This is a genomic window from Streptomyces sp. YIM 130001 (genome assembly GCF_003574445.1).
In the GTDB taxonomy this organism is placed as follows: Bacteria; Actinomycetota; Actinomycetes; order Streptomycetales; family Streptomycetaceae; genus Streptomyces.
Map to the genome: position 1 here is coordinate 196895 of NZ_KZ984551.1, position 17073 is coordinate 213967.

Here is a 17073-nt window from a genome sequence, read left to right on the forward strand (position 1 = left end):
GCTCACCTGTCCACGAATTGCCTATCTCGCACTGTTCCCCATGCATCGTGTGGCGCAACCTCCGCCGCCAGCATTCTGCGCAGGCATCCCAGGCACCGGGAACGTTCCGGCCCCAGACTGCCCTGTGACATTCCCAACTGCCCTGCGATTTCCCGGTAGGTGAGGTCCTCGGGGGACAGCAGGGCACCCAGGAGACGGGGGCAGCGACCGGGCAGGCGGCGTACGGCCGCCCGGATGACCCGGCCCTGCTCGGCGGCGAGCGCGAGCCGCTCGGGGCCTCCCCCTTCGGCCGGTGGTGCGGCCTGGCGCGGCACGTCTCCCACGGCGGGACCGGGGCGGCCGTACCGGTGTCCCGCGCGGGCGCCCGGCCCGTCGGCGTCGGGCCCTTCCTCCGCGTACGGCAGCTCCTCGGCGTACGGCACCTCGCGGCGGGCCCGGCGGCGGGCGATGCGGGCTTCGGCCCGTACGACGGCTCGCAGCCAGCGCGGCGGGTCGGTGACCGGATCGCCCGCGCCCGCGCGCTCGAACAGCCGCAGCCACACGGTCTGTTCGAGGTCGCCCGGGTCGATGCCGGCCGCGGCCGCTTCGGCCGCCGCCTCGGCTCTGAGCAGCGGGTGCAGACGTTCGACGGCGGCCGGGAGCAGGGATTTCACGCGGGTCATGCCGATCTTGACGAGCGAGTCGTGCTCCTGGTTTCCGGAAGCGGCCGACAGTCATCCCGAACGGTGAATCAGGGGCGGGACGGTGACGCCGCCGCGGTGCGGCGGCCTTCTTCCGTTGTCGTCCCGCCCCTGGTCACCGCGGCCTCAGCGGCCCTTGATCTCGGCGGCGGCGAGCAGCGCGGTGTCCGGATTGTCGGAGAAGATTCCGTCGATCCCGGTGTCGAGGTACGCCTTGAGCGCGCCGAACACGTCCCCGTAGGCGTTCGGATCCGTGCCGCGCCGGTAGTCGGCCGGCAGGAAGGTGTTCTCGTTGCGGAAGGTGTACGGGTGCAGGACCAGGTTCTGCGCGTGGGCGTCCCGCACCAGCGTGCTGGGCTCGAGGAGCTTGTCGTCCTTGTCCCGCGGGATGACCAGGTCGAGGGTCGGTCCGATGCCCTGCGCGAAGGAGGCGATCCACTTCAGGCCGTCGGGCTTGATCAGATCGGCGACCGTGCGCGGGTCGCCCGCCTCGACGAAGTCCCAGGGCTGCGAGGAGGCGGCACCGAGCAGCACCACGACCGGCCCGTCCACCAGCTTGCTCAGACGCTCGACGCTGGACGGCTCGAAGGACTGGAGGAACGTCGGCGAGTTCCTCTTGTGCCGGCCGTACTTGCGCAGCAGCTTGACGAGCGGTTCCTCGAGGCCGAGTCCGAGGCCGCGGAAGTACGTGGGGTGCTTGGTCTCGACGTGCAGCCAGATGCGGCGGCCGCGCTTCCTGCCCTCCTGCTCGGCCCACTGCAGGACCTCTTCGAAGGTGGGCACGGACCAGCGTCCGTCGAAGACGGTGTTGCGCTGGCGGGTCTCGGGGATCCGCTCCTTGGCCCGCAGCGTCCGCAGCTCGGCGAGCGTGAAGTCCTCGGTGAACCAGCCGGTCAGCGAGACGCCGTCCACCGACTTGGTGGCCTTGCGGTCGGCGAACTCCGGGTGGTCGGCGACATCGGTGGTGCCCGTGATGTCGTTCTCGTGACGGCATACGAGATGGCCGTCCTTGGTGGGCACCAGGTCCTGCTCGATGACGTGCGCGCCCATGTCCAGGGCGAGCTGGTACGAGCCGAGCGTGTGCTCGGGCCGGTAGCCGCTCGTCCCCCGGTGAGCGACGACCAGGGGCACCGGCAGGTCGTGGTGCGCGTGGTCGCGTCCGCGCTCGGCGGCTCTCGCCGTGCCGGGCAGCCCGAGGGCCGCGCCACCTGCACCGAGGACCGCCGCCCCCAGTAGTGCGCGCCGCCCCGGACCTGTGCCCGGCTGCTGCTCCTTCGTCCTGCCCTGCGTCATGGGACTCCTCCCGGATCGCTGTCCGCGGTGCCGACCGCGGTGTCCCGCACCTGTCAAAGCGGGTGCCCGATGCTAGGACGCTACGGATGACGGCGGGGAGACCCTTGAACAAACGCAGTGCAAAGGCGTGTCAACACTGCGTATCCGGTCCGTGAACCCGATGTGCAATCGGCGCCGACGCGCGAGTATCGTCGTCACCTGCACATACCTCATACCCGCTGCTTGACACCGGAGGGCTCGTTGTCCCGCTTTGCGTTCATCAAGGCAGTACTCGGACCGGTCCTGCGCCTGATGTTCCGACCACGGGTGGAGGGCATAGAGAAGATTCCCGCCACCGGTCCGGTGATCCTCGCGGGCAACCATCTGACGTTCATCGACTCGATGATCCTGCCGCTCTTCTGCAACCGGCAGGTCTTCTTCATCGGCAAGGACGAGTACGTCACCGGCAAGGGCATCAAGGGCCGCCTGATGGCCTGGTTCTTCACCGGCTGCGGCATGATCCCGGTGGACCGGGACGGCGGGCGCGGCGGGGCCGCCGCGCTGATGACCGGACGCCGAGTCCTCGAAGAGGGCAATGTGTTCAGCATCTACCCGGAGGGCACCCGCTCCCCCGACGGCCGGCTGTACCGCGGCCGTACCGGCATCGCGCGGCTGACCCTGATGACCGGCGCCCCGGTGGTGCCGTTCGCGATCATCGGTACGGACAAGCTTCAGCCGGGTGGCGCCGGGCTGCCGCGGCCGGGCCGGGTGACGGTCCGCTTCGGCGACCCGATGGAGTTCTCCCGCTACGACGGTATGGGCCGCGACCGCTACGTCCTGCGGGCCGTGACCGACTCGGTGATGAGCGAGGTCATGACCCTGTCCGGCCAGGAGTACGTGGACATGTACGCCACCAAGGCCAAGGCCGCCTGACGGCCTCCACCGGCTCGGGCCGGTGTGCACGACATGGATGGGGCGCCCCGATTCGGGGGCGCCCCATCCGCGTCTCAACTCCCGGCGCGTATACGGGTCATGGGTGCTCGACGCCGTCCTCGAGGCGGCTGTGGCGGAGCAGGAACCAGGCGGCGACCGCGGCGGCGAGCAGCACGGCGGCGCCCACTCCGGCCGCCACCCGGAGACCGTCCACGAAGGCGACCTGCGCGGTCCCGAGGAGCTCCGCGCCCTGCGCGGCGGGCAGCGCGTGCGCCGATTCCACCGCCCCGCCGAGGGATTCCCGGGCCGCGTCCACGGCTGAGCCCGGAATGCCGTCCGGAGCGGCGAAGTCGCGGTAGATGCCGGTCACGATGGAGCCGAGCAGGGCGATGCCGAGGGCCGTGCCGAGTTCGTACGCCGTCTCGGACACGGCCGATGCCGCACCGGCCTGTTCCTTGGGGACGCTGGAGAGAATCACGTCGGCCGTCACGGTGAAGGCGAAGCCGGCGCCGATGCCGACCACGAGCAGGACCGCACCGAGCAGCGGGTATCCCGTGGACCGGCTGAGCATCGTCAGTACGCCGAGTGAGAGGCCCACCGCCGCGAGTCCGCCGGCCACGACGAGACGTACCGAGTAGCGTCGCGCGGCCCGGCCGGCGAGCAGACCAGCGGTCACCGCGCCCACGGCGGCGGGCAGTTCGGCGAGGCCCGCCTCGAGCGGTGCGCGGCCCTGGACCAGCTGCAAGAACTGCGACAGGAAGAAGACCAGGCCGGACAGTCCGAGGATGGTGAGCAGGTCGGCGAGCACGGCCCCGGAGAAGCTCTTGTTGCGGAACAGTTCGACGTCGAGCAGCGGCGTATCGAGGGCCCGCTGCCGGCGTACGAACCAGACCAGGGCGACCACGCCGAGCACCGCCGTCGCGCCGACGTCCCAGCGGACTCCGTGCGCGGCGGCCTCCTTGATCGCGTAGACCACCGCGACCATGCCGATCAGGGACAGGCCGACGCTGGGCAGGTCCCAGGGACCGGGCGACGGGTTCTTCGACTCGGGCAGCAGCTTGACACCGACGACCACGAGGACCGCCATCACGGGCAGATTGATCAGGAAGACGCTGCCCCACCAGAAGTGCTCCAGCAGGAATCCGCCGACGACCGGGCCCACGGCCGCACCGGCCGATGCGGCCGCGCCCCAGATGCCGATCGCGAGCGAGCGCTCGCGCGGGTCGTGGAAGATGTTCCGGATCAGCGCGAGGGTGGACGGCATCAGAGTCGCACCGGCCACTCCGAGCAGTGCCCGCGCCAGGATCATCAGTGCGGGCGTGGTGGCGTACGCGTTCAGGATGGACAGCGCGCCGAAGGCCGCAGCGCCGGTGAGCAGCAGCTTCTTGCGCCCGACCCGGTCGCCGAGACTGCCCATGGACACCAGCAGGCCGGCGATGACGAACGAGTAGACGTCACCGATCCACAGGAGCTGGGTGCCCGAGGGCTTGAGGTCCTCGCTGATGTACGGGGTGGCGAGGGCCAGGACGGTCGCGTCCACCGCGACCAGGAGGACGGCAAGCACCAGCACGGCGAGTGCGAACCACCGTCCGGGGCGGCTCAGGGCCCCCTCGTCAGCGGTCGCCCGCTCCTTGATGCCGGTCATTTCTTCACGCTCCGTCTTGCTCCGCCGAGCAGCAACTCGACGATCATGTACTGGAAGTCCTTGGCGGCGAGCCGCCCGTCCTGCACCGCCCAGGCGCCCGAACTGATCAGCCCGTACAGGGCTTCGGTCAGCCAGGCGGGGGTGAGGTCGATCCGGAACTCGCCGGATTCCTGGCCCCGGCGGAACAGCGCCGCGACGCGGCCGTCGATCCGGGACCAGCCCTCGTTCATCTCCTCGGCCTCGAAGAGCTGGTTCTCGGTGATCAGGAAGGCGAGTACGCCCGCGACGGGTTCGGCCTCGGCGACCAGCCGGCGCAGCGCTTCGGAAGCCGCGTCCTCGTCGAGCCGGGCGGCGTCCAGTGCCTCCTCGAAGCGCCGCAGGCTCATGTCCTCGATCGCCCGCACCAAGGTGTCGCGCCCGGCGAAGAGACGGTGCAGTGTGGCCCGGCTGATACCGGCCGCCCGTGCGACCTCGTCCATCGTCGAGGTGGCCTTCCTGGTGAGGAGGGCGGCCGCGGACTCGAGTACCTGCTCTCGGTCGGTCGTCATGAGACGACCATAACCCGAATGAGACATGCACGTCTCATTCGAAGCAGAGTAGTTCCACAGCCGCGTGGGGCCGGCCGTGCGGTGGGGCGGTCAGAGCCGCGTGGCCGTGCGCACCAGGCCGGCGAGCGCGAGGGAGCGGCTGTGCGCGGGCCAGGCGATATGGGTGACGACGGTGGCCGCGTCGGACAGCGGTACGGCGGCGTGCTCGGCCCACAGCCAGGCGCGCGCCGAGTCCGGATAGACGGCCACGGTGCGCCCGAGGGCGATCAGTTGGGCCAACTGTGTCTGGTCGTGGATCTCCGGTCCCGGGCCTGGCGGGTAGACGCCGTGGCGGGACCAGCGTGCGAGCGGCAGATCCGGGATGCCGGTGACGTCGGCCAGGGTCAGCGTCCTGCGTGCCGCGAGGGGATGCGCGGCGGGCAGGATGGCGATCTGGCCCTCCGTCATCAGCTCCTCGCTGTCGAACCCGGCGAGGGAGTTGAAGGGCGCGTGCATGAGCGCCGCGTCGGCGCGTCCGTCCCGCAGCATCCCCTCCTGCTCGCAGGTGCCGCTCGGCAGTACCTCGATCTCCGCGGCGTCGGGCTCGGCGGCATAGGCGTCGAGGAGCTTGTGCAGCAGCTCGTGGGACGCGCCGGCCTTCACCGCCAGGACCAGGCGGTTCCGGTCACTGCCGTGGAGGCCGGCACGACGCGTGCGGCGAGCGGCGGCGGACGCCGCGTCCAGGGCCGCGCGGCCCTCGTGCAGCAGCATCTCTCCGGCCGTGGTCAGCGCGACACCGCGGCGGTCGCGGTCCAGGAGCGAGACGCCCAGGCGCCGCTCGATCCGCTGGATCGCCCGGGACAGCGGCGGCTGAGCCATCCCGAGACGCTCGGCGGCGCGACCGAAGTGCAGCTCCTCCGCCACAGCGAGGAAATACCTGAGTTCTCGGGTCTCCAGGGTCTCCATGGATCCAGCGTACGGCGGTGATACCCAGCGGGTATGAGACGGCACCGGATCGGTATTGGATGCCCGGCCCGTCCACGCGTGAGCATCGACGGCATGAACACGCACTCAGCGCCGCTGCCCGGCGGCACCTGGAATCTGGGCGACCGCGCCGTCACACGCTTCGGCTACGGCGCCATGCAGCTCGCCGGCCCCGGGGTCATGGGCCCGCCCGCCGACCACGACGGCGCGCTCGCCGTCCTGCGCGCGGCCGCCGACCTCGGGATCACCCATATCGACACCGCCTCCGCGTACGGACCGCAGGTCACCAACCGGCTGATCCGAGAAGCGCTGCACCCCTACCCCGCATCGCTGCGCATCGCCACGAAGGTCGGCGCGGTCCGTGACCAGCACGGCGGCTGGCCCCCTGCCCGTAAGCCCGAGGAGCTGCGCCGCGCGGTCCACGAGAACCTCGACGAGCTCGGCCTGGACACGCTCGACGTCGTCAACCTCCGGCTGGGCGACGCCCAGGGACCTCGACCGGGATCACTCGCCGAGCCCTTGGAAGCTCTCGCCGAACTCAAGGAGCAGGGCCTGATCCGGCACCTCGGCGTCAGCAACGCGACACACGAACAGGTCACCGAGGCTCAGACCGTCGCCCCGATCGTCTGCGTGCAGAACATGTACAACCTCGCCCACCGCCAGGACGACGAGCTCATCGACGACCTCGCCGGCAAGGGCATCGCCTACGTGCCCTTCTTCCCGCTCGGCGGCTTCACTCCGCTGCAGTCAAGCGCCCTTTCGGCCGTCGCCACCCGGCTGGACGCGAGCCCGATGGCGATCGCCCTGGCCTGGCTCCTGCGGCGGTCACCGAACATCCTCCTCATCCCCGGCACCTCTTCCGTGGCGCATCTGCGGGAGAACGCCGCCGGCGCGGGGCTCCCCCTCTCGGACGGGGACCTCGCCGAGCTGGACAGGATCGCCCCGTAGCGCGGGCCCCCACACACGGAACGCGCGAGGGCCCGGCCACCGTGACGGCGGCCGGGCCCTCGCAACCGACTGCTCCGGCTACTTCTCGGCCTCCGCCCAGGCCTTCTGCACGCCCAAGTCCTGCTTGACCTCGGCGAGTTGCGCCGCGACGGCCGAGGGAGCCGTGCCTCCGCGGCCGCTGCGCGAAGCGAGCGCGCCCTGCACGTTGAGCACGCCGCGCACCTCGGGGGTGAGATGCGGCGAGATCTTGGCGAACTGGTCGTCGGTGAGTTCGTCGAGCTCGATGCCGTGCGCCTCGCACTCCTTGACGCACTCCCCCGCGACCTCGTGCGCGACCCGGAACGGCACGCCCTGCTTGACCAGCCACTCGGCGATGTCGGTGGCGAGCGAGAAACCCGCGGGCGCCAGCTCCTGCATCCGCTCCCGGTTGACGGTGAGCGTCGCCATCATCCCGGTGAACGCGGGCAGCAGTACCTCGAGTTGGTCGCAGGAGTCGAAGACCGGCTCCTTGTCCTCCTGCAGATCCCGGTTGTACGCGAGGGGCAGGGCCTTGAGGGTGGCGAGCAGCCCGGTCAGATTGCCGATGAGGCGGCCCGACTTGCCTCGCGCAAGCTCGGCGATGTCGGGGTTCTTCTTCTGCGGCATGATCGACGAACCGGTGGAGAAGGCGTCGTGCAGGGTCACGAAGGAGAACTCCTTCGTGTTCCAGATGATCACCTCTTCGGCGATCCGCGAGAGGTTCACTCCGATCATGGCCGTGATGAAGGCGAACTCCGCGACGAAGTCCCGCGAGGCCGTGCCGTCGATCGAGTTGGCCGCCGATCCGTGCTCGAAGCCGAGGTCCTTGGCCACGGCTTCCGGGTCGAGCCCGAGCGAGGAGCCGGCGAGCGCCCCGGAGCCGTACGGCGAGACCGCGGTCCGCTCGTCCCACTGCCGCAGCCGCTCGGCGTCCCGGGACAGCGACTGGACGTGGGCGAGCACGTGGTGCGCGAAGAGCACGGGCTGGGCGTGCTGGAGGTGCGTGCGGCCGGGCATCGCGACGTCCGGATGGGCCTCGGCGAGGCCGACCAGTGCTTGCTGGAGCTCGGCGAGCAGCCCGCCGATGATCCGCGCGTGGTCGCGCAGGTACATCTTGAAGAGGGTCGCCACCTGGTCGTTGCGCGAACGTCCGGCCCGCAGCTTGCCGCCGAGGTCGGGGCCGAGACGCTCCAGGAGGCCCCGCTCGAGAGCGGTGTGGACGTCCTCGTCGGCGATGGTGCCGGTGAACGAGCCGTCCTCGACGTCCCGTTCGAGCCGGTCGAGTCCGGCGAGCATGCCGTCCAGCTCCTCGACCGTCAGGAGACCTGCTCCGTGCAGCACGCGCGCGTGGGCGCGGGAACCCGCGATGTCGTACGGGGCCAGACGCCAGTCGAAGTGGACGGACGCGGACAGTTTCGCCAGGGCCTCGGCGGGGCCGTCCGCGAAGCGGCCGCCCCAGAGCCGGACATCGCCGGTGTTGCTGCTCAACTCGTGCTCCTCGGGTGTGGATGTACGACCGCCGGACCGATGGTGTGCCCCTGCGGTGCAATCTCCGTCATGCATGAGTATGCATGACTCTGCATGACTCGTCAATCCGGAGGTCGCGGCGGGGAGACGGGGCGGCGAGGGGAGCCGAAGTCATTAGACAAGCGAAAGGTGAGCGTGGACAATCGTTAGCTGTGGGAAAGACTTACGAACGGATCGACGGCAGGCTGCGCACCTTTATAGAGGCCCAGCCCATGTTCTTCACCGCGACCGCCCCGCTCTCCGCGGACGGTACGGTCAACCTCTCGCCGAAGGGACTGACCGGGTCCTTCGCCGTACTCGACGAACTCACGGTCGCCTACCTGGACTTCGCCGGAAGCAACGCGGAGACGGTCGCACACCTACGGGAGAACGGCCGCATCACCCTGATGTGGTGCGCCTTCCAGGGCCCGCCCAACATCGTCCGGGTACACGGCCGCGGTGAGCCGGTCTTCCGCGACGACCCGCGCTTCGTGGAACTGCTCGGGCACTTCCCGGACATCGACCACACACAGCACGGCCTGCGCGCGATCATCGTCGTCAGCGCTGAACTGGTCCGCGACACCTGCGGATACGCCGTGCCGTTCATGTCCTACGACAGCGACCGCGATCTGCACAGCAGGCGCTTCGCGCGCGACGACGACGCCTCGCTCGACGCGTACTTCACCAAGAAGGACGACATCGCGACGAGCATCGACGGTCTGCCCGGCCTTCCCCTGCCGCTGCCTCCGACCCCCTGACATGCGACGGCCCGCCCCGCACATCCCTCCGGGGGTGTACGGGACGGGCCGGAGGCACAGGTCAGTGCGCGTCCTGTGCCAGGTGCAGCATGTGGTCGGCGAGCGCCTGGCCGCCGTCCGGCTCCCGGCTGATGAGCATGAGGGTGTCGTCGCCGGCGATGGTGCCGAGGATGTCGTGCAGTTCGGCCTGGTCGATGGCCGAGGCCAGGAACTGCGCGGCACCGGGCGGTGTCCGCAGGACCACGAGGTTCGCCGACGCCTCCGCGGAGATCAGCAGCTCCCCGGACAGCCGCCGCATCCGCTCCTCCTTCGCCGACTCCCCCAACGGGGCGCGCGGGGTGCGGAATCCGCCCTCGCTCGGCACCGCGTAGATGAGATCCCCGTCGTTGTTGCGGATCTTGACCGCGTTCAACTCGTCCAGGTCGCGCGAGAGCGTGGCCTGGGTGACGGTCAGCCCGTCGTCCGCGAGCAGCTTCGCCAACTGGCTCTGGGAGCGCACCGCCTGCCGGTTGAGGATGTCCACGATCCGGCGGTGGCGGGCGGTACGGGTCTGCGGCACGGCCGCTCCCGCTTGCTCGTTCTCCTGCAGACTCATCGTCGTCCCATTCTCCGGATCATCCTTCCCCGTCGGCCTGCTGGGCCCTCGCGGCCCGCTCGGCCCGGTCGAGGACGCCGGGCAGCGCCCGCAGCAGCGCGTCCACGTCGTCGTCGCCGATCGTCAGCGCCGGCATCAGCCGGACGATGTCGGGCGCTGCCACATTCACCAGGAACCCCGCGTCCTGAGCCGCCGCCCGCACCTGCTGTGCCAGCGGTTCGGTGAGCACGATACCCAGCAGCAGCCCTGCGCCACGGACTTGGCCGACGAGTGGGTGGCCGATCGACTCGATTCCACCGCGCAACCGCTCGCCGGCCCGCTTGACGTGGTCGAGCAGCCCTTCGCCGGCGATGGTGTCGAGCACGGCGAGACCTGCCGCGCAGGCGACCGGATTCCCGCCGAACGTCGTGCCGTGGTTGCCGGGCTTCAGCAGTTCGGCAGCGGCGCCGAAGGCGACGGTGGCGCCGATCGGCAGCCCGCCGCCGAGCCCCTTCGCGAGCGTCACGACGTCGGGCAGCACACCCTCGTGGGCCTGATGCTCGAACCAGTGCCCCGTCCTGCCGATGCCGGTCTGCACCTCGTCGAGCACCAGGAGGGTTCCGGTGGCCTCGGTGATCTCACGGGCCGCCCGCAGGTAGCCGGGCGGAGGCGGCAGCACACCGATCTCACCCTGGATCGGCTCGAGCACGACCAGGGCGGTGTCCTCGGTCACCGCGCCGCGCAGCGCCTCCACGTCGCCGTACGGCACATGCGTCACGTCACCCGGCAGCGGTACGAACGGAGCCCGCTTGTCGTCCTGCCCGGTCAGTGCGAGCGCGCCCATCGACCGGCCGTGGAATCCGCCCTGCGCCGCCACCATGTGCGAACGGCCGGTAAGGCGGCCGATCTTGAAGGCCGCCTCCATGGCCTCGGTGCCCGAGTTGCAGAAGAAGACCCGGCCCGCGCGGCCGAAGTGCTGGAGCAGCCGCTCGGCGAGTGCGACGACCGGCTCGGAGGCGAAGTAGTTGGAGATCTGGCCGAGCGTCGCGATCTGGTCGCTGACCGCACGGACGACCGCCGGGTGCGCATGTCCGAGGGCGTTGACCGCGATGCCGCCGACGAAGTCGGTGTACTCGGTGCCGTCGGCGTCCCACACCTTCGTGCCCTCGCCGCGCTCGAGGGAGAGCTGCGGGGTTCCGTAGGTGTTCATCAGGGAGTCCTGCCACCGCTTGGCGTACGTGCCGTTCTCGGTGGTCGTCATGCGTCCACACCTTTGCTCGTGGGGTCGGCATCGGGCACGACCATGGTGCCGATGCCCTCGTCGGTGAAGATCTCCAGCAGGATCGAGTGCTGCACCCGGCCGTCGATGACGCGCGCGGTGTGTACGCCGTTGCGCACGGCGTGCAGACAGCCCTCCATCTTCGGGACCATGCCGCTGGCCAGGTCCGGGAGCAGCTTCTCCAGTTCCTTGGCGGTGAGGCGGCTGATCACCTCGTCGCTGTTCGGCCAGTCCTCGTACAGCCCCTCGACGTCGGTCAGGACCATCAGCGTCTCGGCGTCGAGCGCCGCAGCGAGTGCCGCAGCCGCCGTATCAGCATTGACGTTGTAGACGTGTCCGTCGTCCTCGGAGCGGGCGATCGAGGAGACGACCGGGATACGGCCGTCGGCGAGCAGGGCCTCGATCGCGCCGGTGTCGATGCCGGTGATCTCACCGACCCGGCCGATGTCCACCAACTCGCCGTCGATACGCGGCTGATGCTTGGTCGCGGTGATGGTGTGCGCGTCCTCGCCGGTGAGACCGACGGCGAGCGGTCCGTGCTGGTTGAGCAGGCCGACCAGCTCGCGCTGCACCTGGCCGGCGAGCACCATGCGGACCACGTCCATGGCCTCGGGTGTGGTGACCCTCAGGCCCGCCTTGAACTCGCTGACCAGTCCGTGCCGGTCGAGCTGCGCGCTGATCTGCGGACCGCCGCCGTGCACGACGACCGGCTTCAGGCCGGCGTGCCGGAGGAAGACGACGTCCTGTGCGAAGGCCGCCTTCAGGTCCTCGTCGATCATGGCGTTGCCGCCGAACTTGATGACGACCGTCTTGCCGTGGTGGCGGGTGAGCCAGGGCAGCGCCTCGATGAGGGTCTGGGCCTTGGGCAGTGCCGTGTGCTTTCGCGTACTCATGAGCTGTACGCGCTGTTCTCGTGGACGTAGTCGGCGGTCAGGTCGTTGGCCCAGATGACCACCGGCTCGGTGTCTCCGGCGGCGAGGTCGGCGGTGATCCTGACCTCGCGGAAGCGCATGTCGACGCCGGTGCGGTCCTCGCCGACGGAGCCGTTCTTGCAGACCCATACGTCGTTGATGGCGACGCCCAGCCGGTCGGGGTCGAAGGCGGCGGACGTGGTGCCGATCGCGGACAGCACCCGGCCCCAGTTGGGGTCCTCGCCGTGGACCGCGCACTTGAGCAGGTTGTTGCGGGCGATGGAGCGGCCCACCTCGACGGCGTCGTCCTCGCTCGCGGCGTTCACCACCTCGATCCGGATGTCCTTGCTCGCGCCCTCGGCGTCGCCGATCAGCTGCCGGGCGAGGTCGGCGCAGACGGTACGGACGGCCTCGGCGAACTCGTCGTACTCCGGGGCGACTTCGGCCGCACCTGAGGCGAGCAGGAGGACGGTGTCGTTGGTGGACATACAGCCGTCGGAGTCGACCCGGTCGAAGGTGGTCCGGGTGGCGTCGCGCAGGGCGCGGTCCAGGGTGGCTGCCTCGACATCGGCGTCGGTGGTGAGGACGACGAGCATGGTGGCGAGACCGGGGGCGAGCATGCCCGCGCCCTTGGCCATGCCGCCGACGGTCCATCCCGCGCCGCCCGCCACCGCCGTCTTGTGCACGGTGTCGGTGGTCTTGATGGCCATGGCCGCCTTCTCGCCGCCGTGCGCGGACAGGGCCTCGGCGGCCTTCTCCACTCCCGGCAGGAGCTTGTCCATCGGCAGCAGTTCGCCGATGAGTCCGGTCGACGCGACGGCGACCTCGCCGGCGCTGTGACCCGGCAGGACGTCGGCGGTCTTCTCGGCGGTGGCGTGGGTGTCCTGGAAGCCCTGTGGTCCCGTACAGGCGTTGGCGCCACCGGAGTTGAGGATCACTGCGGAGATCCGACCGCCCTTGACGACCTGCTCGGACCACAGGACGGGCGCGGCCTTGACGCGGTTGGAGGTGAAGACGCCGGCGGCCTCCAGGCGGGGGCCGTTGTTGACCACGAGGGCCAGGTCCGGGTCCCCGCTCTGCTTGATGCCTGCTGCGATGCCGGAGGCGGTGAAGCCCCCTGCTGCCGTCACACTCACTGTGTCTCCTCGTTCACTTCCGCGTTCATGCTGGCGGGCGGCGCCGGTGTGGTGGTCGTGGCTCCGGGGGCGTTCACGGCGCCACGCCGGTGGCCGGCAGGGCGCTCTCCTCGGGCAGGCCGAGCGCGATGTTCATGCTCTGCACGGCGCCGCCCGCGGTGCCCTTGGTCAGGTTGTCGATGGCGCTGATCGCGATCACACGGCCCGCGCTCTCATCGAGTACGACCTGGATCTGGACCGCGTTGGAGCCGTACACAGCGGCGGTCGTGGGCCACTGCCCCTCGGGCAGCAGGTGGACGAACGGCTCGTCGGCGTAGGCCTTCTCGTAGGCGGCGCGTACGGACTCGGCCGTGACACCCTCCGTCGCCTTCGCACTGCAGGTGGCGAGGATGCCGCGGGGCATCGGGGCGAGCGTCGGCGTGAAGGAGACGGTGACCGGCTCCCCCGCGGCGGCACTCAGGTTCTGGATCATCTCCGGGGTGTGCCGGTGCACACCGCCCACGCCGTACGGGGACATCGAGCCCATCACCTCGGAGCCGAGAAGATGCGGCTTGAGCGCCTTGCCCGCGCCCGAGGTGCCGGTCGCGGCGACGATCACGGCCTCGGTCCCGGCGAGCCCCGACGCGTACGCCGGGTAGAGCGCGAGCGAGACCGCCGTCGGATAGCAACCGGGCACCGCGATGCGCTTGGACCCCTCCAGCGCGGCGCGGGCGCCCGGCAGTTCGGGAAGTCCGTAGGGCCAGGTGCCGGCGTGCGGCGAACCGTAGAACTTCTCCCAGTCCGCCGCGTCCTCGAGCCGGAAGTCCGCGCCCATGTCGACGACGAGGACGTCGGGGCCGAGCTCCGCGGCGACCGCGGCGGACTGTCCGTGCGGCAGTGCGAGGAAGACCACGTCGTGTCCGGCGAGGACCTCGGTGGTGGTCGGCTCCAGGACGCGGTCGGCGAGCGGCAGAAGGTGGGGCTGCAGTGCACCCAGGCGCTGTCCCGCGTTGGAGTGCCCGGTCAGGGCGCCGATCTCGACTCCCGGGTGCCCGAGCAGCAGGCGCAGGAGTTCCCCACCCGCGTATCCACTCGCTCCGGCCACTGCTGCACGTACCGCCATCGGATCCTCCTCATCGATGGCATGACTATACGCAAGCATGCAGTTTTATACAACGCGATACGGGGGCGCCGCCTCGCGCGCCCGGGAGGCAGCGTCCCAGGCCTCGGGGGCGCTCGCCAGGCGACGGATTCCGGGCACGCCGCGCGGCAGCCTCCCCGACGGCGACCTGGCCGTTCGGGACGAGCGCCCGGTCCGGGGCCCGCACCCCGCACCCCGCACCCGTGACGGAGGAAGACGAGAACGGCCGGACGGCCAGGTCGGAGGCAGTAAGGGCGGCGAGGTCTTCCTGCGCTGCCACCGATTGTCACGCACCTGTCCGGAATGGCGCGGCGACCCGATTCGCGACTTCCTCGTGACGGCTCGGGGCCAGTCGGTGCATGTCGAGACGACGGTGACGACCTGGGCCGGTGACCGTCCCGGCATCTTCCCTGCCGAGCCGGCGGAAGCGTTTCGAGGATGGACAGGCGCCCGGACATGGCGCGCCTGGAGGGCGACCTGACCCTGGCCAACGAGCACGCCGGGGCGCGCGTCCGGTTGCCGTGGGGGCTCCACGACCCCGTGCCCGCGGCCGTTTGGCGCTTGGCGCTTGGCGCTTGGCGCTTGGCGCTTGGCGCTTGGCGCTTGGCGCTTGGCGCTTGGCGCTTGGCGCTTCAACGTGATGACCACGCATGCCGCTGGGGATGACATGCGCCGTCTCACCGGACACATGCACGCCTTCCTGGAGTCCCGCCCACAGCAGCGAGCGGAGGCGGTTCGGCCGGCGGTCATCAGCTCACATCCGCTCAACCCACCGAGCGGGGCGGCCGGACACGCTGGATCACGTGACCGGCCGCCGGGTACCGAATTCAGAAAGCGGAATTCAGTGAGCGAAGTTCAGCGCGTGGAATTCAAGGAACTCAGAGCATGATGAGGAGACGGGTCTTCGGCTTGAGTTTCCGGTTCACCGAGCGGCTCTGGACGTAGACCTCGAGTTTCGGGTTGTTCCCCGCCTTGACCGAGACGGTGCCCTGGATTCCAGTGCCGAAAAGAAGGCTGCGGGCGGCGTCTCCGGTATAAGCGCGGTCGGTGTCCTTTTCCACCACGACGACTTCCTTGTTCGCCTGCACCTGGGCGCGCGCACCCAACTGGTAATAGCACGCGCCGCGTTCGTACGTGACGCCCGGGTGCGAGTCGACGAAGGGGCGGATCTCGGCCTCCTTGTCGACCTTCAGGAGCCGATAGCGGTCGGCGGGAATCGGTTCGAGATTCGCCCGCACCTCGTCCACCGATATGTCCTGGCCGACGGCGAACAGGTTCTTCGTCCCGCGCACGCCCTGTTCCCGCCCGCGCAGGAAGCTGGTGGCGGCGGCGCGCACGGTGCCGATCGCCTCCTCGACGCCCTCCTTGGAGTCCGCGTCCCAGATCGCGATGTTCCCCGCGGGGAAGCCGTAGTTCTGCGCGGTGCGCTTGGCCAGCGAATTCGGCACGAGGATCGCCGAGGTCCAGTGACCGGGCAGCGCACCCATCTTCGCCGCGATCCTGTCCAGCCAGGGGCCGAGGATCGCCATGTCACCGTCGTGCCGCCGGTCGCCTCCCGAGGCGTTCTCCTCGCCGTCCGTCACCACGATCTGGAGGAAGCTGTGCTCGCCGTACTCCTCCCATATGTGGCCCAGGTCGTCCAGGGACTTGAGTGATGCCTGAATCAGGGCCGTGGCGCCGTTGTCCACGTGGTACAGGCCGCGCATCGACGGCAGGTGTTTGACGTCCATGTCCCAGACCAGGTTTTCCACCCTGTGGTCGAAGGAATAGAGACTGATCCGGGTTTCGTGACCGAGACTGTCCGATTCCGCCTTGAGGCCCGCTACGAACTCGTCTACCACACGGACGAGTTGATCCTGGTGCGGGCGCATGGAACCCGAACAGTCCACTACCAGCGCTACGTGATTCACCTTGTGCTGGATCTTCTTGACGGACACGACTTGGCTCCCCCTCCGGAGTTCCCGAGTGACGTATTCACTCTATGCGGAGGCACTGACAACGGAGTTGGGAGCGAGAACCGCACCTCTCAACGGCCGCCGGACACCGATTCCGGCGGTGCAACCTCGCGCTCGAACCCGGACAGCAGCGCGCCGAGCGCGAAGTCGAAGCGCTCCGCGGCCGGCGCGGCACCCGACTCCTGCGCGGCTCGGACAAGAAGCGGATAGGTCTCCGCGTCCACGTCGGCGAGGTCGGCACTCTCCCCCTCGACGGCGCCCGCCTGCGTCGCGGCATGGCCGATCACGAAGCTCGTCACGGCGTACACCACGTCCAGCGCCCTGCGCAGGCTGAACCCCGCCCCGTACAACGCACCGACCACGTCCTCCATCAGTTGCAGATTGCGCGGCGTCACCGCGGGCCGGGACATCAGCAGGGGGACCACGTGCGGATGCTCGGCGAGTGCCGCCGTGAGTGACTCCGCGTAAGTACGCAGCCCCTCCTGCCAGTTGGCGGTCTCGAACCCTCCGGGCACCGCATCAGCCACCACCTGCTCGACCATGCCGTCCAGGAGCGCAGCCTTGTTCGGAACGTGGTGGTAGAGGGTCATCGCCTCCACGCCCAGTGCCTCGCCGAGCCGGCGCATCGACAGAGCCTTCAGGCCCTCGCGGTCGGCGAGAGCCAGCGCCGCCTCCAGAATCGCCTGCCGCGTGAGCCCTGCGCTGTGACCGCGCGCCCTCCTGGCCGCCATGTCACCGCCTCCTTCCGTGCTGGACGCACCGGCGCCGGGCGCCAGGGATCCAGGTTGACCATTCTTACGGCGTAAATATAACCTGGAGGCGAAATT

The 17073-nt window shown here is 70.0% G+C and carries 17 protein-coding genes; 4 read left to right on the plus strand and 13 right to left on the minus strand.

Annotated features, from left to right (window positions below):
- Nucleotides 1-2: 2 nt before the first annotated feature.
- Complete coding sequence (locus DSC45_RS08685) at nucleotides 3-662, minus strand: sigma-70 family RNA polymerase sigma factor (protein ID WP_119288768.1); 660 nt, start codon at nucleotides 660-662, stop codon at nucleotides 3-5.
- Between the two features lie 144 nt (nucleotides 663-806).
- Nucleotides 807-1973 (minus strand): glycerophosphodiester phosphodiesterase, encoded by a 1167-nt coding sequence (locus DSC45_RS08690; protein ID WP_119288770.1) that lies wholly within the window; start codon nucleotides 1971-1973, stop codon nucleotides 807-809.
- A gap of 240 nt (nucleotides 1974-2213) precedes the next feature.
- Here DSC45_RS08690 and DSC45_RS08695 point away from each other — a divergent pair, with 240 nt between their 5' ends.
- Complete coding sequence (locus tag DSC45_RS08695; RefSeq protein ID WP_240434540.1) at nucleotides 2214-2885, plus strand: lysophospholipid acyltransferase family protein; 672 nt, start codon at nucleotides 2214-2216, stop codon at nucleotides 2883-2885.
- 97 nt (nucleotides 2886-2982) lie between these two features.
- Here DSC45_RS08695 and DSC45_RS08700 read toward each other — a convergent pair whose 3' ends face one another.
- The 3 genes from DSC45_RS08700 to DSC45_RS08710 all read right to left on the minus strand — a co-directional run bounded on the left by DSC45_RS08700 (nucleotide 2983) and on the right by DSC45_RS08710 (nucleotide 6023).
- Entirely contained in the window at nucleotides 2983-4530 is a 1548-nt protein-coding gene (locus tag DSC45_RS08700; protein ID WP_119288774.1) for an MFS transporter, read from the minus strand.
- Nucleotides 4527-5078 carry a TetR/AcrR family transcriptional regulator gene (locus tag DSC45_RS08705; RefSeq protein WP_119288776.1) on the minus strand — a complete coding sequence of 184 codons (552 nt, stop codon included), beginning with the start codon at nucleotides 5076-5078 and terminating at the stop codon, nucleotides 4527-4529. The genes DSC45_RS08700 and DSC45_RS08705 overlap by 4 nt, the downstream gene beginning before the upstream one ends.
- 90 nt (nucleotides 5079-5168) lie before the next feature.
- Nucleotides 5169-6023 (minus strand): LysR family transcriptional regulator, encoded by an 855-nt coding sequence (locus DSC45_RS08710; protein WP_119288778.1) that lies wholly within the window; start codon nucleotides 6021-6023, stop codon nucleotides 5169-5171.
- A gap of 93 nt (nucleotides 6024-6116) precedes the next feature.
- Here DSC45_RS08710 and DSC45_RS08715 point away from each other — a divergent pair, with 93 nt between their 5' ends.
- Complete coding sequence (locus DSC45_RS08715) at nucleotides 6117-6989, plus strand: aldo/keto reductase family oxidoreductase (protein ID WP_119289207.1); 873 nt, start codon at nucleotides 6117-6119, stop codon at nucleotides 6987-6989.
- A gap of 78 nt (nucleotides 6990-7067) precedes the next feature.
- Here the strand turns inward: DSC45_RS08715 and argH are convergent, their stop codons facing one another.
- Nucleotides 7068-8495: an argininosuccinate lyase gene (gene argH / locus DSC45_RS08720; RefSeq protein ID WP_119288780.1), complete on the minus strand. Its 1428-nt coding sequence runs from the start codon at nucleotides 8493-8495 to the stop codon at nucleotides 7068-7070.
- Nucleotides 8496-8686: 191 nt separating this feature from the next.
- Here argH and DSC45_RS08725 point away from each other — a divergent pair, with 191 nt between their 5' ends.
- Nucleotides 8687-9271 (plus strand): pyridoxamine 5'-phosphate oxidase family protein, encoded by a 585-nt coding sequence (locus DSC45_RS08725; protein ID WP_119288781.1) that lies wholly within the window; start codon nucleotides 8687-8689, stop codon nucleotides 9269-9271.
- 61 nt (nucleotides 9272-9332) lie between these two features.
- On the opposite strand, the gene DSC45_RS08730 is transcribed toward DSC45_RS08725, so the two are convergent.
- The 5 genes from DSC45_RS08730 to argC form a co-directional block, all read right to left on the minus strand.
- Nucleotides 9333-9866, minus strand: coding sequence for an arginine repressor (locus tag DSC45_RS08730; protein WP_119288783.1), 534 nt, complete (start codon nucleotides 9864-9866; stop codon nucleotides 9333-9335).
- A 19-nt stretch (nucleotides 9867-9885) separates the two neighbouring features.
- Nucleotides 9886-11106 (minus strand): acetylornithine transaminase, encoded by a 1221-nt coding sequence (locus DSC45_RS08735; protein WP_119288785.1) that lies wholly within the window; start codon nucleotides 11104-11106, stop codon nucleotides 9886-9888.
- The gene (argB, locus tag DSC45_RS08740; protein WP_119288787.1) at nucleotides 11103-12017 is read right to left on the minus strand and encodes an acetylglutamate kinase; all 915 of its coding nucleotides are present in this window, start codon (nucleotides 12015-12017) and stop codon (nucleotides 11103-11105) included. Before argB ends, DSC45_RS08735 begins: the two co-directional genes overlap by 4 nt.
- Entirely contained in the window at nucleotides 12014-13171 is a 1158-nt protein-coding gene (gene argJ / locus DSC45_RS08745) for a bifunctional glutamate N-acetyltransferase/amino-acid acetyltransferase ArgJ (RefSeq protein ID WP_119288788.1), read from the minus strand. Before argJ ends, argB begins: the two co-directional genes overlap by 4 nt.
- A 73-nt stretch (nucleotides 13172-13244) precedes the next feature.
- A complete protein-coding gene (gene argC / locus DSC45_RS08750; protein ID WP_119288790.1) occupies nucleotides 13245-14273 on the minus strand; it encodes an N-acetyl-gamma-glutamyl-phosphate reductase in 1029 nt (342 codons plus the stop codon).
- A 37-nt stretch (nucleotides 14274-14310) separates the two neighbouring features.
- Here argC and DSC45_RS36280 point away from each other — a divergent pair, with 37 nt between their 5' ends.
- The gene (locus DSC45_RS36280) at nucleotides 14311-14772 is read left to right on the plus strand and encodes a DUF6228 family protein (protein ID WP_240434541.1); all 462 of its coding nucleotides are present in this window, start codon (nucleotides 14311-14313) and stop codon (nucleotides 14770-14772) included.
- 397 nt (nucleotides 14773-15169) lie between these two features.
- Here the strand turns inward: DSC45_RS36280 and DSC45_RS08755 are convergent, their stop codons facing one another.
- Together DSC45_RS08755 and DSC45_RS08760 are read right to left on the minus strand one after the other, a co-directional pair.
- Nucleotides 15170-16228 carry a vWA domain-containing protein gene (locus DSC45_RS08755; RefSeq protein WP_119288792.1) on the minus strand — a complete coding sequence of 353 codons (1059 nt, stop codon included), beginning with the start codon at nucleotides 16226-16228 and terminating at the stop codon, nucleotides 15170-15172.
- Between the two features lie 89 nt (nucleotides 16229-16317).
- Nucleotides 16318-16977: a TetR/AcrR family transcriptional regulator C-terminal domain-containing protein gene (locus DSC45_RS08760; RefSeq protein WP_119288794.1), complete on the minus strand. Its 660-nt coding sequence runs from the start codon at nucleotides 16975-16977 to the stop codon at nucleotides 16318-16320.
- Between the last annotated feature and the right edge of the window lie 96 nt (nucleotides 16978-17073).